At 41.7% G+C, this 23135-nt stretch carries 17 protein-coding genes and 8 tRNA genes; 4 read left to right on the forward strand and 21 right to left on the reverse strand.

Going from position 1 to position 23135, the window contains the following annotated elements; all coding sequences use genetic code 11:
- Positions 1–164 precede the first annotated feature (164 nt).
- Positions 165–593, forward strand: a complete 429-nt coding sequence (locus ACFPA1_RS13610; protein WP_213148204.1) for an acyl-CoA thioesterase — start codon at positions 165–167, stop codon at positions 591–593.
- 75 nt (positions 594–668) lie between these two features.
- On the opposite strand, the gene ACFPA1_RS13615 is transcribed toward ACFPA1_RS13610, so the two are convergent.
- The 3 genes from ACFPA1_RS13615 to ACFPA1_RS13625 form a co-directional block, all read right to left on the reverse strand.
- Complete coding sequence (locus ACFPA1_RS13615; RefSeq protein ID WP_378583691.1) at positions 669–3872, reverse strand: UvrD-helicase domain-containing protein; 3204 nt, start codon at positions 3870–3872, stop codon at positions 669–671.
- Positions 3865–6813: a PD-(D/E)XK nuclease family protein gene (locus ACFPA1_RS13620; protein WP_378583693.1), complete on the reverse strand. Its 2949-nt coding sequence runs from the start codon at positions 6811–6813 to the stop codon at positions 3865–3867. The genes ACFPA1_RS13615 and ACFPA1_RS13620 overlap by 8 nt, the downstream gene beginning before the upstream one ends.
- Positions 6814–6933: 120 nt before the next feature.
- Complete coding sequence (locus tag ACFPA1_RS13625) at positions 6934–7920, reverse strand: helix-turn-helix transcriptional regulator (protein WP_378583695.1); 987 nt, start codon at positions 7918–7920, stop codon at positions 6934–6936.
- Between the two features lie 131 nt (positions 7921–8051).
- Between ACFPA1_RS13625 and ACFPA1_RS13630 the strand changes: the two genes are divergently transcribed.
- A complete protein-coding gene (locus ACFPA1_RS13630; RefSeq protein WP_213148200.1) occupies positions 8052–8765 on the forward strand; it encodes a hypothetical protein in 714 nt (237 codons plus the stop codon).
- 37 nt (positions 8766–8802) lie between these two features.
- Here ACFPA1_RS13630 and ACFPA1_RS13635 read toward each other — a convergent pair whose 3' ends face one another.
- Entirely contained in the window at positions 8803–9531 is a 729-nt protein-coding gene (locus ACFPA1_RS13635) for a CBS domain-containing protein (RefSeq protein WP_378583698.1), read from the reverse strand.
- Positions 9532–9717: 186 nt separating this feature from the next.
- On the opposite strand from ACFPA1_RS13635, the gene ACFPA1_RS13640 reads away from it, so the two are divergent.
- Together ACFPA1_RS13640 and ACFPA1_RS13645 are read left to right on the forward strand one after the other, a co-directional pair.
- Positions 9718–10200 carry an HIT family protein gene (locus ACFPA1_RS13640; RefSeq protein WP_378583701.1) on the forward strand — a complete coding sequence of 161 codons (483 nt, stop codon included), beginning with the start codon at positions 9718–9720 and terminating at the stop codon, positions 10198–10200.
- Between the two features lie 62 nt (positions 10201–10262).
- Entirely contained in the window at positions 10263–10475 is a 213-nt protein-coding gene (locus ACFPA1_RS13645) for a cysteine-rich CWC family protein (protein ID WP_213148197.1), read from the forward strand.
- 39 nt (positions 10476–10514) lie between these two features.
- Here ACFPA1_RS13645 and dacB read toward each other — a convergent pair whose 3' ends face one another.
- From dacB to ACFPA1_RS13730, 17 genes are all read right to left on the reverse strand, one after another.
- Positions 10515–11981, reverse strand: coding sequence for a D-alanyl-D-alanine carboxypeptidase/D-alanyl-D-alanine-endopeptidase (gene dacB / locus ACFPA1_RS13650; protein ID WP_378583703.1), 1467 nt, complete (start codon positions 11979–11981; stop codon positions 10515–10517).
- 84 nt (positions 11982–12065) lie between these two features.
- On the reverse strand, positions 12066–13334 hold the full coding sequence (locus ACFPA1_RS13655) for a glycosyl hydrolase family 18 protein (protein ID WP_213148195.1): 1269 nt from the start codon (positions 13332–13334) through the stop codon (positions 12066–12068).
- A gap of 147 nt (positions 13335–13481) precedes the next feature.
- Positions 13482–16067 (reverse strand): DEAD/DEAH box helicase, encoded by a 2586-nt coding sequence (locus ACFPA1_RS13660; RefSeq protein WP_378583705.1) that lies wholly within the window; start codon positions 16065–16067, stop codon positions 13482–13484.
- A gap of 200 nt (positions 16068–16267) precedes the next feature.
- The gene (locus tag ACFPA1_RS13665; protein ID WP_372447649.1) at positions 16268–16351 is read right to left on the reverse strand and encodes a putative holin-like toxin; all 84 of its coding nucleotides are present in this window, start codon (positions 16349–16351) and stop codon (positions 16268–16270) included.
- Positions 16352–16457: 106 nt separating this feature from the next.
- Positions 16458–16649, reverse strand: coding sequence for a YbxH family protein (locus ACFPA1_RS13670; protein ID WP_213148193.1), 192 nt, complete (start codon positions 16647–16649; stop codon positions 16458–16460).
- Positions 16650–16956: 307 nt separating this feature from the next.
- A complete protein-coding gene (ppdK, locus tag ACFPA1_RS13675; protein WP_378583707.1) occupies positions 16957–19626 on the reverse strand; it encodes a pyruvate, phosphate dikinase in 2670 nt (889 codons plus the stop codon).
- Between the two features lie 3 nt (positions 19627–19629).
- A complete protein-coding gene (locus tag ACFPA1_RS13680) occupies positions 19630–20445 on the reverse strand; it encodes a pyruvate, water dikinase regulatory protein (RefSeq protein WP_213148191.1) in 816 nt (271 codons plus the stop codon).
- 22 nt (positions 20446–20467) lie between these two features.
- Positions 20468–21103: a helix-turn-helix transcriptional regulator gene (locus tag ACFPA1_RS13685; RefSeq protein WP_378583710.1), complete on the reverse strand. Its 636-nt coding sequence runs from the start codon at positions 21101–21103 to the stop codon at positions 20468–20470.
- A gap of 166 nt (positions 21104–21269) precedes the next feature.
- Entirely contained in the window at positions 21270–22079 is an 810-nt protein-coding gene (gene mutM / locus ACFPA1_RS13690; protein WP_378583712.1) for a bifunctional DNA-formamidopyrimidine glycosylase/DNA-(apurinic or apyrimidinic site) lyase, read from the reverse strand.
- Positions 22080–22186: 107 nt separating this feature from the next.
- A tRNA-Ile gene (locus tag ACFPA1_RS13695) sits at positions 22187–22260 on the reverse strand.
- Between the two features lie 15 nt (positions 22261–22275).
- Positions 22276–22346: transfer RNA gene (locus tag ACFPA1_RS13700), tRNA-Trp, on the reverse strand.
- Between the two features lie 5 nt (positions 22347–22351).
- Positions 22352–22436: transfer RNA gene (locus ACFPA1_RS13705), tRNA-Tyr, on the reverse strand.
- A gap of 23 nt (positions 22437–22459) precedes the next feature.
- A tRNA-Met gene (locus tag ACFPA1_RS13710) sits at positions 22460–22533 on the reverse strand.
- Between the two features lie 18 nt (positions 22534–22551).
- Positions 22552–22627 (reverse strand) — tRNA-Ala (locus ACFPA1_RS13715).
- Between the two features lie 100 nt (positions 22628–22727).
- Positions 22728–22816 (reverse strand) — tRNA-Leu (locus ACFPA1_RS13720).
- Between the two features lie 5 nt (positions 22817–22821).
- Positions 22822–22896, reverse strand: a tRNA-Gly gene (locus tag ACFPA1_RS13725).
- 16 nt (positions 22897–22912) lie between these two features.
- Positions 22913–22996 (reverse strand) — tRNA-Leu (locus ACFPA1_RS13730).
- Positions 22997–23135: the final 139 nt, after the last annotated feature.

A 23135-nucleotide genomic window follows, 5' to 3' on the forward strand; every position in this document is an offset into this window, starting at 1 on the left:
ATCCTATTATTCTTATTTCAATTTATGCAAAAATTCCTAATTTAGAATTTCCTCGATCATTTGATATATAAAAAGACCTTCAAAAAAAGGAAATGAAAGGAATTAACAGAATAAATAGATTTGAGGGAATCATCCTTATCAAAATTTAAAAAAGGTGGTTTACAATGGTTAATGATTTTCGTTTTTCACATCGCCTGAAGGTCCGCTATTCTGAAATTGACGGTCAGAAGATTGTTTTTAACGCTCACTATATGACTTATATAGATGTTGCTGTTACTGAATATTTCCATGAGGGATTGAAGTTAGACTTTGAAGAGGCCGATTTTGATTTTGTTCTGGCAAAATCTACTTTGGAGTTTAAAAAGTCAGCAGAATTGAATGACTGGCTGAACATTTGGTGTAAAATGTCCAAGATCGGTAACACAAGTTTGACCTTAAACTGCATGATTACTAGAGATGGTGAAACAGACCCAATTCTTTTAGCCGAAATTATTTACGTCAGCTATGATGCTAAAACAAAAACAACCCGGCCAGTGCCGGCTCTAGTCCGCAGCCGAATTGAAGAATTCGAGAACGGCTTATTGACCCAGTAATGATTGAGTTAAATAACTAGTATACACAAAAAAGGCGGCCGTCTTTTAAGCGGCCGCTTTTTACTTTGAATCATACTATTTTTTGAAAAATATCCGATTCGGTGCAAGGAAATAAAGACATTGCTGGCCAACCGCTTCTCTAGTCAGTTCCTCCCATGCTCCCTTATAAAAGGCGAGCTGGCTGCTATAAAAGTCACGAAGCTTCTCATAATCCTCCTCACGGACAGCCCGGTCCGTCTTATAATCGACAATGGTCCATTTGTCATTCTTTTTATAAATTAGGTCAATGACCCCTTTTACATAGAAAGGATGCTCGTCCTTGGGACCCTCGGTAATCTGTGAATAAAGCGGGTGGCCTTTAACCACTTTAAAGGTAAATGGCACTTCCGTAAGAACCTCATCTGCCGTCCGCAGCTCGTCCCAAAGGGAGGAATTTTTAAATTGGTCTAAATAGGCCGTGACTTCCGTCTCTTTTTCTTCAGCCAATCCATGTTTGGTTAACGCAATTTTAATATAATCCGTACCATCATGGCCCTGGACCGCTTTTTCAAAAACATCATGAACAACCGTGCCCCATTCCTTGCCGCCGCCGGATTCTCGCTCAATCGTCAGTTCTGAATAATCCTTGTCCTTTGTTGGCGTCCAATGATCGTAGGACTTCATTTTGCTTGGTTCAAGCCAAGCAAGCTTACTTGAAGTTTTTGCTTGGAATTCACTGAGGGTGATTTCCTTTGGTACAGTCCTATTGTCCCAGACATCTATTTCAGGAACCTCGAGTTCCTCGATCGCTTCCATCGCAAACAGAATATTCCATGGGTTTTTCTTGTTATTCCCGTTTGAGCTGATAATCAGAGCTTTCTCCGCACGGGTGGCGGCCACATAAATGATCCGAAGCTCTTCCTCCGTAAGGTATTTTAGCTCCTCCGCTTTATGAATCTCCCACTCCTTGGGAATCGCCGCCTCCCGGGACTGGTAGCCGTTATCCACATTAAACATGAAGTACCCTTTTGAAATCAGGTCCTCGCGTTTAATGTGCTTTGATAAAAACGATTCTGGGCTAACCGACTTGGCAGGATGGGCTAAAAAGACAATCGGTGCCTCAAGTCCCTTTGCCTTATGGACATTCATGATGCGCACGGCATCTGCTTCTTCTTCCAAATTGGCGACAACCGATTTTTCAAAAATCATTTCAGTAAGGGTTTCTATCACCTGCTTATAGGTTGTCTTTCCTCCCGCCTCCTGTTTTCTCAAGGCCTCAAGCATTTGCAGCAGGCTTTTATAGGTTCGTTTGCCACGTTCATTCATTAATAGCAAGGGGTAGAAACCGACATCCTCGATAATTATTTCAATCGCAGCTGTTGGCGGCAGATTGCGAATCATCTTTTGATAAGATAGCAGCTTCATAATGGCAGTTTCAAATTTATCCTTAACATCTGGAGACAAATCTGCTGGAATATCCGTATACAGTGAAAACCGCCCTTTGGCCCGCTTCCATTGATACAATTCATCATCACTGATTCCAAAGAAAATCCCCCGGAGGACGGCAACAAAGCTTACCTCATCCGTTGGGTCGAGGAAGGATTTTAAGAGAATCCATAGATCCTGAAACTCTCTCGTTTCACCAAGAATAACCTCGCCGCTGATACTGACAGGAATGCCGGACTCCTCTAAAACTTTCGCATAAACAGCAACCCCGTCATTGTATCTGGTCAGCACCATAAAATCCCGTGCCCGATGTCCTTGCTCGATAAGATTCCGAATCGAAAGCGCAATATTTTCGGCATCCTTATGGATGACTTCCTCTTTCTTAGAAAAATCTGCCGGAACGGTCAACCGCTTTACGCCTGAAAATTCGTTTCCCGAATCTACGTGATAAGAGATCAATGGACGGTATGCCGCTTGGTAATTGGTTTCCACTTCTGGCAGATGACGTTCAAAAACCGTATTTAATTCGGTTGTCACCGAATCTAAGGTACGAAAGTTCGTCGTCAGCTGCAGCACTTCCCCGCCATGCTCCTCAATTAATTGTTTGACTCGATTATACGTGTCAATATCGGCCCGGCGGAAACGATAGATGGCCTGCTTTGGGTCCCCGACGACAAAAAGCGAGCCCGGTTTTGGTTTGCAGCTTGTCCAGTTTTTCTCATGCGGGTCCTCACCGGTTAGATAGAACATAATCTCTGCCTGCAGGGGATCGGTATCCTGAAATTCATCGACGAGCAGGTAACGGTACTTTCCTTGAAAATAACTGCGGACCTCAGTGTTTTCCTTCAGCAGCCTGGATGTATGCATCATTAGGTCCTGAAAATTTAACAAGGAGCGTTCTTTTTTTAGCTGTTCGTATGTCTGAACCGCACCCTTGAGAAAGGCAATAATCTTAGGATGGCAATATTCCTTCCAGGCTTGAATTAGAGGCTTGATTTTCACCGCGAATTCGGATGAAATTTTCTCTTCGTAAAATTTGGCATCTTCCTTGGACGGCCAGCGGTTATAGGTTGGCTTTAAATTCTTATCGAATAAGCTAAAAATACCAATGATGTCCGGTTCCTTCGGAGAATCCAAAAACCTTTCCCTTTGCACGGCTAGCAAAATCGTCTTTTGCAGGGTATCATAGCCCTTTTCCGGCTCCTGTTCCGGTACGCTTTTCCGTGCTTCTCTAATGATATTCATAAAAGATTGGTAGTCCGCGAGCATCTCTGGTTTCGGTACAGATTCTGAGACCCACTCTACATCAGAATATTCCTTTACATCCTTTAGCCACGGAAACAGGTTATCCGTTGAGATACCTAATCGTTCCATTTCTTCAAGCGGACCGGAGTCGTAATCCATCAAATCTTGGAGATGCTTTTGCCATGCTTCCTCCAAAACATCGGCATCATCCGACTCCTCAAGTTCCTTAAAGGTTAAGTCCAATTTTGCCTCAATTGGCCGCTCCCTTAGCAGCTTGGCGCAAAAGGAATGAACAGTGCCAAGAAAGCAGCGTTCGATATTTTTCAAGGCCTCTCCCAAACGGAATTCCGCATCAAGGTCCGTTTCCTTATTCCAAGTCTCTTCTAATTTAGCTTGAAAGCGGACCTTCAGCTCATCTGCAGCTTTCCTGGTAAAGGTAATGGCGACAATCTGGTGAATCGCAGCACTTCCGGTATAGATAAGGTTGACCATCCGGTCCACAAGGCTCGTCGTTTTCCCTGAACCGGCGCCTGCTTCCACCAAAAAATTCGTTCCAAGTTCATGCTTAATTTTTTCGCGGGCAGCTTGGTCAAATACCACCTTAGTCATAGGCCCGCACCCCCTTTAACTTCTGGTTAGATTGTTTCATTTCAAGGGTATCTTGATTGTAAAAATGGCGGCGGCAGACAAGCTTAAATTCACAGTACTTGCAATCCTCTACGTCATCCGTCATTTCAAAATGTCCATGTTTAATTACATCAATTAATTTTTCCAAAATATCTAACCCATTGGTTCTTAGGGTGGCATCCTGTTTCCTGGTAAATCGCTCGGCCATCCCCTTTACGGTTGGGAAATAATAGGAGCTTTCTTCGACGGCCCCCTCGCCAAGCTGAAGATGCTGCTCAATCGCCAAAGCATAAATCATATGCTGAAGCTGACGGCCGCCTTTAAATGCGCCATTTTTCTTATATCCGTAGGTGCTTCCTGTTTTGTAGTCAATAATGTGGTAGGTTCCGTCACTTGACTTATCCACACGGTCAATGATACCGGAAATCCTCAAATTTCCTAAAGGAAGCTTGATGACTGCAGGTTCTTTCCCGCCTATTCCAAAGGAATATTCAAAGTCAATCGCCTCATAGTCTTCGCTATGGCGCTCCTCTTCCTTAAGAAAAATTTTGCAGCATTCCAGAATATCATTCATTTCCCTTAAAAAAATGCGTTCATTCGGCGGCGGCAGCATTTCCTTTTGCTGCTCAATTAAACTAGTTGCTAACGCTATAAGCTTGTCTAAATGAAGCGCATATGAAGGCTTCACATTTTCCTTTTTTAACTGCTTATAAAAATTTTCAAAGATGCTGTGCAGGAGACTTCCCCTTGAGGCAGGATCCAGCCATTTGTTGGCATTAAACGAAATTTCCTCAATTGGTTTGACGCGCAGCACTTCTTTTAAGAAATAAGAATATGGACACTTGGCAAGCGTTTCAAGTTTTCCGGCGCTCATCGTTTTCTTCTGATTAAGGAGCGGGTCATCCTCATTCGCGTCAAGCTGTACAAGGCCGTCAAATTCCGAATATCCACTTGAATTCCGCTTGATTTCCGCCGCTATCCCCTGCTTAACATTTGAAAAACACCCAAGAATTCCACCTGTTAATCGGACAGGCTGATTGCTGGCTAATTTTTCATTCCAGTAATCTTTATCATCCAAAATATCGCCTGCAATGATGGAGGTTGGAAGTAATTTTAATGCTTTAAAGTCTGTATTTTGATCTCCAGTCATAAGGCGGTAACATTGCAGCACCACAAATGCCGGATTCGTGACACGGTTATCATTGATATTAAAATGACAATAGCTGACTGTTACGGTTCCAGCAGATTGTGCCATTACCTGCAATAAGGTATATAAATTGACCTGGCCCTTTTCGCTCCGCAGTGGCAGGCTGCTGCTAAGTTTTCTCCGTTCCAAATCTAAGAGCAGCGGGTCCTCACCGGCATTACCTGGAAACTTTTTATTATCGAGACCCACAAAAAACACGTTAGCGCGATTATTGTAAGTTCCATTTTTATAGGAGGTTACATGTAGATGCCCCGGTTTCGGTCTTGATTGCTGAACACGTATCGACAGCAGCAAATCCTTCACCTTTTCAATTACGTCATATTTAGGCAAGGCTTCGTCTGCGTATGGAATAATTTTTTCAATCTCCTCCAGCAATGCAGTTTTACTAATCTCATCTAAACCTGAGCTGGTTTTGCTGAAATTTTTTAAAATATGAGCAATACCTGTTAAGCATTTTTTATAGTTGATTGTTAAATCAAAGGCCGGCAGCTTTCTGAAAATGGAAGAGAACCACTGCTTTAACCATGAAAATTCCTTTAATCGAGTTTCATAGTATGGGCTATCAGAGTTTAAATTTTCAATTTCCGCAGCTAGACATGCCCCATACCTCTCCTCTGACCAACCAATCTGTAAATCCCTTAAAATCCTGGCCATTCTTGTTTTTGACGGGGCCTCATCATCCAATTCGAGGAGCCCTTCATTTAATAAATCAAGAAATGCTTGTACACTATAGTTCGACTGAATCCACCCAAGCAGGCCTGAAACCAGACGGCCGGGACGGCTGAAGGAAATCGGCAGCCCTTCCCCGTAAGTAACCGGAAGGTCTATTCGCTGGGACAAATGATAAAAAAGGGTAACATAGGAATCAGCGCTCGTATAGTAGATGACATTTTCATCAAGCGAAGATTTGGACTTTTTGATCTGCTCCAGAATTTGTTTCAATTCCAGTTCTTCCGTTTTGGCAGTGAAAATATGCAAATCAGGCTTACCGCCTGCCTTATCCTGTTGATAAAGATAGCTAAGTGGTGAGGGCTCACCCCAGCGAACAGAACTCAAGCTTGTCCGCTCAGGTAAATCGATGCCGAAAACGGGTGCCAGTGGCAGTTTAGCGGTGTTTTCTGGCAGAATTTTTTCAAGAAAATGTTCTTCGAGTTGTGACAACTGTAAATTAGACTGCAGAATAAACAATTTCTTTTCATCAATTAGGGCATATTCCATTGCTTTAGTTAACAGGGCAGCTCTGTCGATGAACGTATTGGCTTGCAAAAGCTCTTCATATCCGGCAAGAATTTCAGCCATGTCCTCGGCTTTGGCTGGTGCCACAAATACGTTCAAATTCAAAGTCTCTTTGGTATAACCCGAGAGCCGCAATGTTTGAATTGCCGAGAAAATGGCTTGGCTGAAGGACGGGGTAATCTCCATTCCTGAAAAATAATGGAGAGCCCCCTGTTCCTTTAATCTTTTGAGCAGTGTATACGTAAAATGTACCCCCACCGTCTGGTCAAGCATTTCCGCAGGCTGGTCTGCATTCAGTTCCACTAGGCTCCTGGCCAGATCCAAAACCGTCCGATATTTAAGATTAACCGCCTGGAAGTCTTTTTTTATGAAGGCTTCGTTTATTTGTTCGCCAATTGTATAAGAATCGACAATGACAATTTTCTCGCGAAAGGGATCTCTCATACAAATTTCATTAAGTTCTTTTACTAAAGATTCCATAAAAAAATCTCCTTGTATCAATTTACAATTAGTTACATTTTATTATCTCACATTTCCTTCCAAATGGTTTACCATTTTTGGTAAACCTAAAAAAGAGGCGAGCTTTATTATGGCCTGCCTCTATTCATAGGTTTGATTCATTTTTTGAATTTCCGCTTTTATTTCTTCCACTAAATCCCGAGGCTCAAGCACCTTTACATCACTTCCCCAGTTGAGGAGCCAGCGGACAAGGCCCTCGCTTCTGTTTGCTTTTACCCTAAGCCAGCCAAATTCTTCATCAATTTTTTTCATATCGGCACCAAGCCCAAAGTAATCGATCATGACATTCACCAAGGACTGTTTAAACTTCAGTGTAATCCACTGTTCTTTGCCAGCGTACATATTAAAGGATTTGTTAATGTAATCAGAGATATTGATATCAGCCTTAAGGAAAAAATCCTCCGTGCATTGGACATTCCGCATTCGGTCTACCCGGAAATGGCGGAACTTCTCCTCACCGTTTAAGATCCCTATCAAATAGTAATAATCATTTTTCCAAATGAGTGCGTGCGGGCTGACCTCATAAAATTCACCATTGCGCTGGAGGACAAAATTTTTATCAATATCGTATTTGCCATATTGAAACTTAATTTTTAAATTTTCATTAATTGCAATTTGAATTTGGTCAATTTCGTACCGCAGCTGCTGGTAGGTACTGCGAATCGAACTTTCATAATGTGTCGGATTCGGAAGCTTGGCTGCAAGATGCTTGCTGGTCAGACCCTTCACCTTCTCAATCAACTGTTCTGCCTCTTTTTTTGTAATAAAACGTGCTGAAAGGATAGCGTTAATTAAAAGTCTCAATTCGTACTGCTCGAAACGCTTATTTTTATGACTGTAATATTTCTTCCCAGCAGCACCCCTGGTAACAAATATTTCGAAACGCTGGTTAGTTAAATCCTCGACGTCACGAAGAATGGCACGCTGTTCAAATTCAAAACCCGTCCCAAACTCCTGACGAAGTCTTTCAATGATTTCTCCCATTGAAAGCTCATTCGTTTCATCTGTTTCATTAAATAAAATTTCCCGCAACTTAAGCAGACGCTCTCCGCTTGGAGGCTTAGCCATCTAGATCACCTTTCTATTAAAAAATTCCTTCTACCAGAATTCTACGTTAGTACTCATTTTACCTTCATGAAATATATTTTGGAAACTCGGACATAATAACCTCGATTAAACTTGAAGGGATGGGATGTTTGATGTCGTTAGAATGGTTTGACCGAGTTTGCAGTGAATTACAGGATCATCTTGAATCGATTTGTGAAGAATACGATCAAGCTGGCCACATGAAGATTGAGAGAGCTGCCAAGCATCCTAGGGTTGAGTTTTTTGTGGAGACCGCAGATGTTGATACTGAGGAACTGGACCGAGATTACTTTTGCACGCTGTTTTTTGACCCGCAAAACGAAGAATTTTATATTGACAGTTTCGATGTTGACAGTGGTCATACTGCAAAAATCATTCTTTCAGACATTGAGGAGATTGTCGATGAGGTACATGAAAGTCTCCATGATTACATAAACGGCGAGGACCATTTTACCGATGATGGGGTTTATCTTCAATCAGATGATGAATATTGTGAAGAAGATGAATTTGAAATGGCGGATGATGACGAGGAGTATTTTGAAGGCGCACAAATAAACCGGGATGAAATTTTTGAAGAAATTGACGTCGAATGGTCCACCCCAGAGGTAACAGCCTTCAAACATGAGGATGAAGTGGAAGTAACTTATCAGTTTGGCGTGGTTCAGGAAACCGGTGACGGTGTACTGAAGCGGGTAAACCGAATTTGGACAACCGAGGACGAGTTAATCAAGGATGAATCGCATTTTATTTTTAGCAAAGAAGAGGCGAGCACCATCATTGCGATGATTGCCAGTCATATGGACCAGTTAAGCGAATTTGATTTTTAAAATATCGGAAAAGGGTGCTTTTTTAGAGCACCCTTTATTAATCAACCGTATAATCAATCTGAATTAAATCCCATGGTGTAATAATGCCAAGCGGCTTTTCACCCGCATTTCCATTTTCCGTGATCACGACTGCTTCTAATTTATTCTTCTTTTTATGAGCCTTTTCAAAAATGTTTTCCACCTGGAATAAATTAATTTCTTTTGAAATGAACTCTATTGACTGTTTCTTTTCAACCATCATAATATCTGCAATCCGAACATCCGCCAGATTGACGATGCCGCTTTCCATATGCTGTGCCATCCATTTCATAATCGAACCAGCGGTCAAAAGGCCGATGCATTTTTGATTCTTATAAATCGGAAACTTCGAATATCCATACTGTTTAATGGCAGCCGTTACCTTTAAAATACTATCGTTTTCATCAAAGAAAACAACGTTCTTGGTTGCAATCGTAAGGGCGTAATTCGGCCTGCTTAAGATATTAGCAATTTTTTCGATATGATGGACCACTTTAGCATTGGGTTCTGCAATATAGAAGCCAACCTCCATCTTTTCGTGAACAATCGCATTCCGAAGTCTGGCATATTGCTCCAAATCCTTTTTAAAGGTTTCTATGACTTGATACTTTTTTGCTCCTACCTTCACTAAAACAACAAATCTTTCATCATTAATCTGGACAATATCCCGAAGCGCATTATGAACCTGATTAAAGGCAACCTCGAAGCGCTCGGAAAGAAGCTGATCCTGTTTATTTGCCGGTTTCATTGTTCTCTCCCGTGTGAATGCTTTTTTCTCTATTATACATTCTTTCGCAGGTGGGAAATCAATAGAAAATACTTGTTAGTAACTTCCCCACGCTTTATGTTAGATGGCACACCGCTGGAAAAATCTATTCTTTTTTCCATGTTTAGTGTAATATTGGTTGGATACTACTTTTTCTAAGGAGCCGATATGCGAACTATTACTCTTTCAAATGGTCAAACAGTAGAAGTAGAATGCTTAAGCTGTGCCTTAACGAACGGGCTGATTCATCCGGATGGCGGGGTCATTATTGAAACCGAACATTTTCATGCCCATCAGGATGTCGCCTATCCCATTGAAGGCTTAGTTATCTTGGCATCGAAGAGGCATATTAAATGCTTTGATGAACTGACAGATGCAGAAAAACTCGATTATATTAATCTACTAACAAAAATCAGAAAAGCCCAAAGAGATACGCTTGGTATTGAGTATGTTTATTACTTTTACAACGAGGACACTACCCACCATTTTCATACCTGGCTTGTACCCCGCTATGAATGGATGTATGAGTTTGGCCGTTCCGTTGAGTCTGTGAGACCGGTGCTGCTTCATGCCCGGAACAATATGAATGACGAAGAGAACAGGCGAAAGGTATTAACGGCGATTGAATCATTAAAAAAAGAATTAAAATAACATTTTCATAAACCAAAATGATATAAATTAAATAAAAGACATATAGGGAGGAGAGTTTAAAATTGGCTAATAAATATTGCCCAATTTGCGGTGAAGCTAACGGATGTATGTCGGGTGCGGGAGAACATGGCAATTGCTGGTGTGATGCCGAGGTATTTCCTAACGAAATTCTTGAATTAGTTCCTGCCGAAAGTATAAGAAAAGATTGTATCTGCAAAAAGTGTTTAGATAAATTTCGGGAAGAGCATTTAAGCAAAACTACGATTAAGAAGTGATATAAAAGGCAGTGAATCCACAGTTTCACTGCCTGTTCATTACTGATTCGCCAATATTTTAACAAACTCATCTTCCAGCTTCTTCCCTTTATCTTCATCCATCAGGTTGTTTAAAATGATTGAAAAAATCAATATTTGACCGTTTTTTGTTGTTACATAGCCGGATAAAGAACTGACAGTGGAAAGAGTCCCAGTCTTTGCCTTTACCCTTCCTCGAACATCTGCGGTTTTCATCCGATAGCGAAGCGACCCGCCAGCCATTTTTTCAGGAACACCACTTACCGGTAATGAATTTAGATAAGAAGAGAACCACGTTTCCTTTTGGACGGCAAGTAGCAGTTTGGAAATTTCGTTTGCTGGAATTAAATCAACATGAGAGACGCCTGAACCGTCACGGATGACCATCGTTTTCGGATTTAACCCGAACTTCACCATTTCCGACTCCAAAACCTCAAGCCCCTTTTCCCAAGAGCCTTCACCGAGAACAACCTTTCCCATTTCCTTTACAAACACCTCAGCATGAACATTGTTGCTAAGCTTCATAAAGGGAACAAGCAGTTCTGACAATGGCATTGATTTGTGGGTAATAATTAGTGTAGCATTGTCAGGTACTTTACCTGTCTTAATTTTCCCGGAAACCTTAATACCTTGTTCTGCTAATGATTGTTTAAAAAGCGCCAATGCATACCGCGTTGGTTCCCAAACGCCCACCCACTCTTTGACTGCTTTTGTTTTTATTGGGACAGTGCCTTCAATTGTTATCGTATTTTTTGCATGTTTCCGTTTGATGGTAATGTCTTTTTTCTCATTTTCTCCAACTGTTACAGCATGATTGACTATTTTTACATAGCTGGTTTCCGGAGTAATTTTTACCTTCGGCTTTTCTCCTTCTTTGGAGCTTGGTGTCATGATAACTTCTACTGACCCTGAATCGTAGTCTGTAGTTGGTGCTGCTGTCAGTGCTGAAATCTGTGCCCCGTAATAAGTCGTTTCATCACTCCATGGCAGGTCAAGGGGGTACCGGACATCATCGAAGTGGGAATCATCACCTATCAGGTTTCCTTTTATCTTTGTAATGCCATGCTTCCGAATTTCTTTAGCTAGGTTGTCAAAATCCTCTTTCGTCAAGGTGGGGTCACCTTTTCCCTTTATATAAAGATTCCCAGCAAGTGTCTTCTTTTTAACGGGACCATCGATATGTATTTCGGTTGGAAAGGTATAGTCCTCTCCTAAAACTTTCAGTGCAGCAGCGGCTGTTAGCAGCTTCATATTGGAGGCAGGGCGAAGCCGCACATCTCCATTATATTCATAAATCATTTTCCCATCTGCTGCTGACCTGATACTAATTCCAGCAATTGCCCCTTGCATTGTAAGGGAATTACTCATTAGCTCCTTAATCTGACTTTCTATTACTACAGACTTACTTTCCGCAATAACCCTGTCTTGATCTATGTAATTAATAGCGGAAAATAATATCAAGAAGGAAAAATGAAATCTTATGAGCAATAAATTTCCATCCTTTCTTTTTTCCTTAGAGTTTGTCCAAAACCTCTTAAAAATAATTGTACATAGGTAAACTGGACAAATCTATTAAGTTTTTATAACAGCTATATGGTCCCTTATATAAGCCCAATTTTGTGGAAATGGGAGGGTGATTTGCCAAAATGTCGTTCCAGCTAATTGATAAATATCAAGCAATCGATACTTTTCAATCAAGCTCCTGATATCTTCAAACCAGACAATCCGTTCTTCCACTCCATGCCAATAGCGGTACCATGGCGATTTGGCAGAAAGGTCAATTTGAATAGAAGAACCAGTTGAGATTGCCTGGTTCTGGGCGGAAAGAACGGACATAGCTTTTGTGGCATTCGTCCTGATTGCTTTATCATATCCATACAAGGCCATGGCCACTTGCAGTTTCTTTGGGGGTATTTGAGTGATGGAATACTGAATGACCTGCTCCATCCATGTTATAGGGGCAATAGGAGCCGGCGGGCCGCCGGGATATCCATAATCAATTGTCATAACTGCAACCATATCGGCCACCTGTCCGATTGCCGCATAGTCATAAGCCCCAATAATTCGATTAGTTGGGATATCCTCTGTTTTTGCATGAACATTCACGTGGAGAAAAAGGCCATCTAAACCCCTTTTTAATTCTGTTAAAAAAGAAATAAAATCCCTCCTTCTTGCCGGAGGAATAAATTCAAAATCAATACTCACCCCTTCATATCCCCGCTGCTTAACAAGGTTTAGAATGCTAGCTACTAAATTTCGCCGAAATGTGATGTTTTCAAGGACCCTGCCTGCTAAATCCGCACTAAAGCCGGCACCTGTAAAATTTCGGATCATTAATAGCGGTTTTATTTTTAATTGTTTACATCTTGCGACAAGTACTGCATCCTCTATTTCCCTATAGGCAAATCCATCGTCAGTAAAAGAATATGCTACAACAGCAAGATAGCTTAGCTGACCGGCAATCGAATTCAAGGTAATTATATTAGCGCTTTCAGAAGATGGCAAAATAAATCCGAGGGCAGCCATTTGTAATTTAAGTGGAGATGGAATATTAACGATTTGACCAATATGAAGTTGATCTGGTTGAATACCTGGGTTTGCAGCTAAAATAGAGGAGGGAACCGTATGAAATTGAAAAGCCAAATTCCCAATTTGGTCACCCGCTTTAATTCGATAGAATCTAATATGAGGAAGGTTATCTGGAAGGTAGAGGGCAAGGCCTGGAACAACGACAGATGCGGCTACCAGCCCATTAAGATTGAGAATGGATTCAATTGGAACACTATACTTGTTTGAAATAGCCCATAAATCTTCTCCGGTTTGAACCACATGAACAGTCATAAATCCCCCTCCTTTTTAACATCATATGGGCAATTTAGCTTAAAATACTAATATCGGCAAAATAAACGCCATATTTTTACTGCTAACATCCTTGCCTCTTCCTCCTCGGGCAAAATAAAAAAGGCCCCCAAAACAGGCCTTTTAAAATTAAAACTCATCCTCATCATGCCAATATTTTTTAAACCGAGCACGGTAACAAGCATCACAGGTTGGAAATGGATGGTCCCAGGCAAGCTTTTTGCCGCAGTTCTTGCACTTTTTAACAAATTTCTTGATGTCGGTTTTCAACCTTTCCTGGACCTTGTCACTGATTTCCTCACGCAGACGTTCCCAATAGCTAGCTTCGGTCCGCTCACCCAACCGGTATAAAAATAATAAATGGAGACCGATTGCTTTATAGCTTAATTCCAGTTCTTCTAGACTGCCTTCCTTTACAATTGGTTCCGGAAGCTCCTTCCCCTGAACAATTGCATACATTGTATCTTCCCACTGCTTCACAAGCGCTTGTTCATTTTTGGAAAACGGCAGATGCAAAAAGCCGTACAAGTCTGTCAGTGTCAATCGCGCTTCGATTTCACTCCCGGCAATTTTTCTGTATAGTGACCTTTCTTCTGACAAGGAAGCCTTCTTCGTCCCTTTTGGGCTTTCAAATTTTTCCCACAGTACAAAGAATGTATCCAAATCATGATAATAGCGTTGGAAACGTTCAAAGACGGACGACGTGGGAGCGATAGCAAACGTCTGGACCGGACGATCCTCCTGCAAGAGTAAATTCTTCATTTTTTTAATATCATTAGTAAAGGCCACCTTACCGACATCATAAATCCCCTTCCGTCCGGCACGGCCAGCTATTTGCTTCACTTCCTGAGAATTTAAAAGCCGCCTTCTCGTTCCATCAAATTTTTCATTTTCGAGAAAAACAATCCGTCGAATCGGCAGGTTCAAGCCCATCCCAATGGCATCCGTCGCGACAATCACCTTTGTTTTTCCTTCATTAAAAAGGTGAATTTGTTTTTTCCTTGTTTCCGGGGGCATGCTGCCATATATCATGCTGACCGAATGGCCGTCATTTTGCAGCCGAGATGCCATTTCCAATACCCGTCTTCTTGAAAAACAAATAAGAGCGTCCCCTTTTTTAATATGTTTAATATGAAATTCCTTCGATTCCACCTCAAGAGGGGTATCGCGGCTATATTCATTAATCGTGATATCGGAATCACCTAAAAGCTCAAGCAGCATTTCCTTCGAATTGCGGCTGCTGATGATATGGACTTCCTCCGCATTTGCTTTGGTGATGGCCTTATACCAAGAAAAGCCTCGGTCCTTATCGGTTATCATCTGAGCTTCATCAATCACGACGACTTCGTAATATTCTTTTTCATGAAACATTTCAACCGTACAGGAAATATGGCCAGCTCCATGGACAACCTTCTCTTCTTCTCCTGTTTTCAGATTACACGGTGTTCCTTCAGCATTTAATTTATCAAATACCTCAAGTGCCAAAAGTCTTAATGGTGCTAAATACAAGCCACTCTCAGCCTGTTTCATCCTCTCTAAGGCATGATGTGTTTTGCCTGTGTTAGTTTCGCCAATATGCAGGACATAGCGGATGTGACGTAAGTTAAGGGAAGGGTCATATTCCGTACCGAAAATATCCCTCATGATCCGTTCTTCCTCGGCCCTTTTCCTGTCCAGCTCTGCCAGCTCTTCTGCCCGTTTTCTTTCTCTTTCCTCTAAATCTTGATCAAGCAGCTTCCGGTGAACTTCCTCATCAAATGGGATATCGACAAGCTTCAATAAGTCGGCAACGTATTCTTCTTGGATGTCCTCTAAATAATAACCAATTACATCATAAATCACATTAATCATACATTCTTTAACAAATGCTGCCGTGGGCGGCTTAGTAAAAGTCTCATGATACCTATCTTTCAAATCCGCAGGCAATGCCTGTAATACTTTATTAGGCAGTAATTCTGAAAGATAATCCGAAATCAAGCTTTCATATACATAGTAGTAGGTCTCATATTCAAAATAGCTTCGCCCCCACTCGTGAGGAGGTTTATGGATATCACCGGTCAATTCCTCGAAAAAATCAGCAACCGTTTGATATGAAAACGAACTAAACGAACCTTCTGAGACTAATTTCTCCTCCAGAGCTGCACGATCTATAGACTGAAATTTTGTACTCGATTCAAAATCGGCTGCCAATTGCTTTGCTGTGAATTGGCGTACATATAAGTAAAAACGAGTATATTGTTCTTCGACTATGGCAGCTGCTTCGTCTTCTATTGCTTCACGAAATTCTGCTTTTTCTTCTTCAAGCAGCCTTTCTTGCTCCCTAATAAGGAAGTTTTCTTTTGCCTGCTCAAAGCGTGTTTGCCAATCTTCCTCATGTCCTTTAAAGTTTTCAATAACCCAGGTAAGCGTATCGAAAGGCTGATACAACCTCATTTCATCACGAAAAAGCTTGTTAATCAGCTTTCGGTCAACACCCTGGACCTCATATTCTTTTTCACTCAAAAATTGCTTCTTTTCATTTTTCGAGACATCATTCGTTACTTTGTTTAGCCACACATTGATCCAAATTTGTTCAATGTACTGGCCTCTGTCTGCCAGGTATTGCTCAAAAGAAGGCAGCGTTTCACTGTATTCAAAATAACGTTCCATATCCTGCAATACTTTTTGTTTCGTATGTTCAATTGCTTGAGGGTAAATAGCTTCGAGCTTGCTCATATAAATCCCTTCTTTAATATAGATATTTTCTTTCTTTTTGCAAAAATGTTATGTATAATGTTCAGTAAGAAGTGCATATAGTAAAAAAGACCGAGCATGACGACAGGTACTCGCTCGGCCATGCAATAGCTGGTTCCCATCGGGATTCGGCAAAAGAAGGGCAAAAATCCACCGCTTATGCTTGCCGGCTCAAGGGTGGATTATTTTTTTTGGTGAAAAGACAGAATTGTAATAATCAGGCTGGCAAACGAGACAGCTAACATCAAGGCCTGAAATACTGTCAAACAGCATCACCCCCTTTCATTCGGAGATGTGCCGTCCACCCTTGAGAAGTCCTATTCTATTGCAATTTAGATTATACCATTAAAAACCAAAACGAACAAGCGTTCCCTAAATATTATGTAACTCGCAATACTTATCCACTAATTCTTCAATTTGGTCCAATTCCGGAAACTTCCCAGCAAACTGAAATTGGATTTCCTCAATAAACTCATCCTTACTGTAGACGTGAATCGCTCCATTTTGCTGGATTACACTGTATTCCGGCACAAACCGAAAGCCGCTGCGTTCAATTGCCCCCATTTTTATAGCCCCTTTAAAGTTTTTTCATAGTATTTGCAAAAAATATATCGCTAAACCCTTATAAAAACCAAGTTACGTATAAAAAGATTGTATTCTTAGGATGAATTTTTAGGTTTAAAGGATTTTTGTCTACGTGCAAACCTGCTAATCGGCGAATATTACAGGTCTATCAGCGAATTTCAAGGATCTATCGGCGAATTCTGAACTTCTACCAGCGAATTTAAGCGTTCTATCAGCGAATCAAAACAAAACGGGCAAGGGACAAAAAAAGAACGGCACCTTAAACAGTGCCGCCCTCTCAATCAACTTATGCAGTTGTATAAACTTCCTCCCGATTTGCTTCATGGCGAATGGTGGCCTGTGCAGCAGCCAAACGTGCTAAAGGCACCCGGTATGGCGAGCAGCTGACATAATCCAAACCAGTCCGGTAACAGAAATCAATTGAGCTTTTCTCTCCGCCATGTTCCCCACAAATGCCTGTTTTTAAATAAGGTTTTGTTGCACGGCCAAGCTTAACGCCGGTTTCCACAAGCTTACCAACACCATCCTGGTCAAGAACAGCAAACGGATTCTCTGGCAGTACCTTGTTTTCAATGTATGCCTGCAGGAATTTCCCTTCTGCATCATCACGGCTGTAGCCGAATGTTGTTTGCGTTAAGTCATTGGTTCCGAAGGAGAAGAAATCAGCCTCCTCGGCGATTTGGTCTGCAGTAAGCGCAGCCCGTGGAATCTCAATCATCGTACCAATCGTGTAGTTAATGACCTTGCCCGTTTCTTCCTGGACACGTACAGCAGCATCGACAACCAACTGGCGCATTTGCTTCAATTCATTGACGTGGCCAACAAGTGGAATCATGATTTCAGGCTGGACTACCAAGCCCTTTTCCGCTACTCTAGCAGCAGCGTAGAAAATCGCCTTTGCCTGCATATCATAAATTTCCGGATGTATCATGCCAAGACGGCAGCCGCGGTGGCCCAACATTGGATTGAACTCATCCAACTGGCGAACCTTTTTCAGCAGCAGTTCTTTTTGCTTTAACTCTTCAGAATCCGGATTGAGAATTTGCAGCTTTGTTACTTCTACTAAAAGTTCTTCTTTATTTGGTAAGAATTCATGAAGCGGTGGATCCAATAAACGAATCGTTACAGGTAGTCCTTGCATTGCTTCGAAAATCCCCTCAAAGTCACCTTGCTGCATCGGTAAAAGTTCTTCAAGTGCTTCCATTCTCTCACTATAGGTTTCTGCTAAAATCATTTTTTGAACGATTGGAATCCTCTTTAAATCCATAAACATATGCTCTGTCCGGCATAATCCAATTCCGCCTGCACCGAATTCAAATGATTTCTTGGCATCCTCTGGATTATCGGCATTGGCACGAACACCTATTTTGCGTTCTTGATCTGCCCAAGCAAGAAGCTGCTGGAACTCTTCAGATAATTCAGGGTCGATCATTGGGATTTCACCAAGCATAATTTCACCTGTTGAACCATCAACCGTGATAATATCGCCATGTTTAACAACCGTGTCACCCACACTGAATTGTTTTGCTTTCATGTCAATCTTTAAGGCTTCACAGCCGCAAATACAAGCTTTCCCCATACCGCGGGCAACCACGGCAGCGTGGCTTGTCATTCCACCGCGGCTAGTTAAAATAGCTTGTGCTGCAACCATACCATGGATGTCATCTGGAGTGGTTTCAGGAGAAACAAGGATAACTTTTTTACCTTCATTTCCTAATTGCTCCGCTTCATCGGCATCAAAAACAACCCGGCCGGTAGCAGCGCCTGGTGATGCCGGCAAGCCTTTAGCTAATATTCTTCTTTCAGCTTTGTCATCGATTCGGCGGTGCAGCAGTTGGTTTAATTGGTCAGGATCAACACGAAGCAGCGCTGTCTTTTTATCGATAATTCCTTCCTCCACCATCTCAACCGCTATGCGGATAGCTGCTTGGGCGGTACGTTTTCCGTTCCGTGTTTGAAGGATGAACAGCTTCCCGCGTTCCACTGTGAATTCAATGTCCTGCATTTCCTTGTAATGCTGCTCAAGGCTATGGCATGTGTCCGAAAACTGCTGGTAAACGCCTGGCATTTCGTCCTTAAGGGTGGCAATTGGCTGTGGGGTACGGATACCGGCAACAACATCTTCACCTTGAGCGTTTATTAAGTATTCCCCATAAAGAACATGCTCACCGGTGGAAGGATTTCTTGTAAATGCAACACCTGTACCTGAGTCGTTCCCCATATTACCAAACACCATGCTTTGAATATTTACAGCTGTACCCAGATGATCGGGAATCTTATTTAAGCGGCGGTAAACAATCGCCCGTTGATTATTCCAAGAATTGAATACCGCATTGATGGCAAGGAAAAGCTGCTCTTTCGGATTTTGTGGGAAGTCCTTACGCGTATGCTTTTTGACAATTTCCTTATAGCCAACAATGACTTCCTTCCAGTCTTCAGCAGTCATATCAGGGTCAGAGGTATACCCCTTGTGTTCGCGAGTCTCTTCTAAATATTGTTCAAAATAATACGTATCAATTTCAAGGACCACGTTGCTGAACATTTGAATGAAACGGCGATAAGAGTCGTAAGCAAATCGTGGATTATTCGTTAATGCTGCCAAACCCACAACAGTTTCGTCATTCATCCCTAGATTTAAAATGGTATCCATCATCCCAGGCATAGAAAAAACGGAACCGGATCGAACAGAAACAAGTAAAGGATTCTGCGGGTCACCGAGTTTTTTGTCCATTTTTTCTTCCAAAAGTCTTAACGCCTCTAATGTCTGTGATTCTACTAAAGCTGGAATGGTTTTATCAGATTCATAGTAAGCATTACAAGCTTGCGTTGTAATGGTAAAACCATAAGGAACCGGCAGGCCGATTCTTGTCATTTCTGCTAGATTCGCTCCCTTTCCCCCAAGTAAATCTCGCATGTTGCCATGGCCTTCATTAAATAAATAAACGAATTTTCCCATGATTTAAAAGCTCCTCTCTTTTTTCAAAACGTCTAAAATTAATCCTGCAGTTTCTTCAATCGCTTTATTCGAAACATTTATGATTGGACAGCCTACTCGTTTCATAATTTTTTCGGCATAATCTAGTTCGTCGAGAATTCTCTGGAAGCTTGCATAATTCGCCTTTGAGCCCAGTCCAAGTGCTTTTAGGCGCTCAGTGCGAATTTCGTTCAATTTATCTGGTGAAATAATTAAACCAATACAATTTTTTCTCGGTATTTTAAAAAGTTCATCTGGTGGAGGCACTTCTGGAACTAACGGCACATTGGCCACTTTAAAACGCTTATGGGCAAGGTACATAGACAGCGGCGTTTTTGAAGTCCGGGACACACCGATTAAAACAATATCGGCCTTCATAATGCCTCTTGGGTCACGTCCATCATCATATTTCACGGCAAATTCAATCGCCTCGATTTTGCGGAAATATTCTTCGTCTAATTTTCTCATTAGGCCAGGCTGGTGGTGGGGCTGTTTATTAAACCTTGTTGTAAATGCATTCATTAATGGGTTGAGGAGGTCAACTGCCATTATCCCCTCTTCCTTGGCACGCTTATCTAAATAATCTTTTAATTCTGGAATGACGATGGTATAGGCAATGATGGAATGGTCCTTTCTTGCCAAAATAATCACATCTTCAATGTCTTCAATGTCGTCTACATATGAGTTTCGGCGAATTTCTACCTGTCCACCATTAAACTGTGTTGCCACCGCTTTAACAACAAACTCAGCCGTTTCACCAACCGAGTCAGATACTACGTAGACAACTTCCTTTTGTACCAAAATCGCAGCAACTCCCCTTAATCTATTTTTCTTCCATAAATTCTAAATAGGCCTTTGTTATTGTCGTTTTGGTAATTCTCCCTAACAACAAATATGTATTATTTTTATGATTGACTTCCTTTACTACCGGTAAGGAGTCAATATGAAAATTAATCATTTTTTTGGCCGCTTCGAGCAAGGTTTCCTCTGAATTAATCGTGATAATATTAGGCATTCTTGTCATAATGACACTTACGGGCAATTCCTGCAGATTTTTGTTCCCAAGTGCAGCCCTGAGCAAATCCTTTCGGGAAATCACTCCTGCCAAATTTCCTTCTGTATCCACCGCATAAAGTGTTCCAACATCCTCGAGAAACAACTGGACAATCGCATTATAAACAGAAGTTGATTTTTCAACCACGATTGGATGAGCCTTAAAATCGGATACCTTTTGCTGAATAAACTTCTTCGCCTGCCGTTTTACTTCTAATTTGTCATTAAAAAAATAGCCTACACGCGGTCTGGCATCCAGACTGCCGGACATGGTCAAGATTGCAAGGTCTGGCCTTAATGCCGCTCTAGTAACAGAAAGTTTCTCTGCAATTTCTTTACCGGTTATCGGGCCATTTTCCTTTACAATCTGCAGAATTTCATCCTGACGCTTGGTGAGTTTAATCATTAGCACCACCTTATTCACAATAAATATGTTATATATATTCAAATGTGCTATACTTATTTGTATATAGTATAGTACATTTAAACAAATTCGGAAACAATAATTTTGACAAATTGGCTAATTTTTTCTTTTAATAAAAAAACCCGCCGGAAATCGGCAGGATACAGTTCTACTTTTGACATACTGGACAATAAAAAGTTTTTCGGGAAGAGATTGTTTCCATTTTGATTGTTGCCCCGCAACGTCGGCATTTCTCTCCCTCGCGATCGTATACTTGGCATAGTGGATTAAAACCGCCCGTTTTTTTATCACCCTTGAAAATCGGATTATCCATGTAACCTCCATTTTGAATGGCCACTTGGAGAATTTTTTTCATCGATTGAAACAATTGAGAAGGGCTAGGTGGATTAATGTCATCAATGTCTTTCGTTGGTAAAATTTCTGCATCAAAGCAGATTTCAGCAGAATAGCAATTGCCAATTCCTGAAATAAACTCCTGATCCAAAAGTGTGGTCTTCAAACGCCCATGCTTGCAGCCAATTCGTTTAATAAATTCCTCCAATGTAAAACTGCTGTTCAGTGGTTCCGGCCCTAGATGGGATAGTTTTTCTTCTGCTTCCTGTTGGGAATATAAATGAAGATACCCCAGACGCAGACCAATAAAGTATAAATGTTCATTTCCGAAAGAAAGCTGAACCTGTATCGTTCGTTTAGGTTTATCTGCTTCCTGTCCATAAAACATCCATCCCCCGAGCATTAGATGCAATAACAGAACCTGCCCATTTTGGAGGTGAAAAAGAAGGTGTTTACCCCTTCGATTGATGGTGGTTATTTTTTGATTAAGTACGGTCCTTTTAAAAAGTTCGGGATTCACATTTATTGATTTTTCACGGTTAACTTGGACATCGGTAATGGTTTTACCTGCAATCATTTGACTTAAATGAATCTTATAGTTTTCCATTTCCGGCAGTTCAGGCATAATGTCTTCCTCCAAAACTCTTTTCCTTTATGCTTTCCAAAACGGGTAAAATCAAATAAAAAAACCGAATCATATCGACTCGGTTTTAAACAGTTACTCTATTGAAGTGGGCCTAAATGGACTTGAACCATCGACCTCACGCTTATCAGGCGTGCGCTCTAACCAGCTGAGCTATAGGCCCATGATGTAATTGAAACAGGGGCAGTAGGAATCGAACCCACACTGAAGGTTTTGGAGACCTTAGTTCTACCTTTAAACTATGCCCCTATAAATGGTGGAGGGGGACGGATTCGAACCGCCGAACCCTGAGGGAGCGGATTTACAGTCCGCCGCGTTTAGCCACTTCGCTACCCCTCCATTATAAAATTGCAAAAAAATAATAGCGGCGGAGGGGATCGAACCCCCGACCTTACGGGTATGAACCGTACGCTCTAGCCAGCTGAGCTACACCGCCAAAAGTATAATATAAAAATGGTGGAGCCTAGCGGGATCGAACCGCTGACCTCCTGCGTGCAAAGCAGGCGCTCTCCCAGCTGAGCTAAGGCCCCATACATATAATAATCAGGAAAACAGAATCTTAAGTGAGCGACCCTTCGTCCCGAACGTAGTACTCAATCAAGCTAAAGCTATTTCCCGTGAGAGAAATAATGGTGCCGAGGACCGGAATCGAACCGGTACGGTAGTCACCTACCGCAGGATTTTAAGTCCTGTGCGTCTGCCAGTTCCGCCACCCCGGCACGTTTGGAGCGGAAGACGGGATTCGAACCCGCGACCCCCACCTTGGCAAGGTGGTGTTCTACCACTGAACTACTTCCGCATTTTGATCTCTTTGATGCGGGTGAAGGGACTTGAACCCATACGGTATTACTACCACTAGAACCTGAATCTAGCGCGTCTGCCGATTCCGCCACACCCGCAAAGTATAATATTGGGATTTCATTCCCTCAAAACTAGATAATAAAGAAGAAGTATGATAAGAACGAGTTCGCCTTACATAATTATGAATCGGTTAAGTCCTCGATCGATTAGTATCAGTCAGCTCCACACGTCACCGCG

The organism is Neobacillus sp. GCM10023253, from assembly GCF_042653105.1.
In the GTDB taxonomy this organism is placed as follows: domain Bacteria; phylum Bacillota; class Bacilli; order Bacillales; family Cytobacillaceae; genus Neobacillus; species Neobacillus citreus.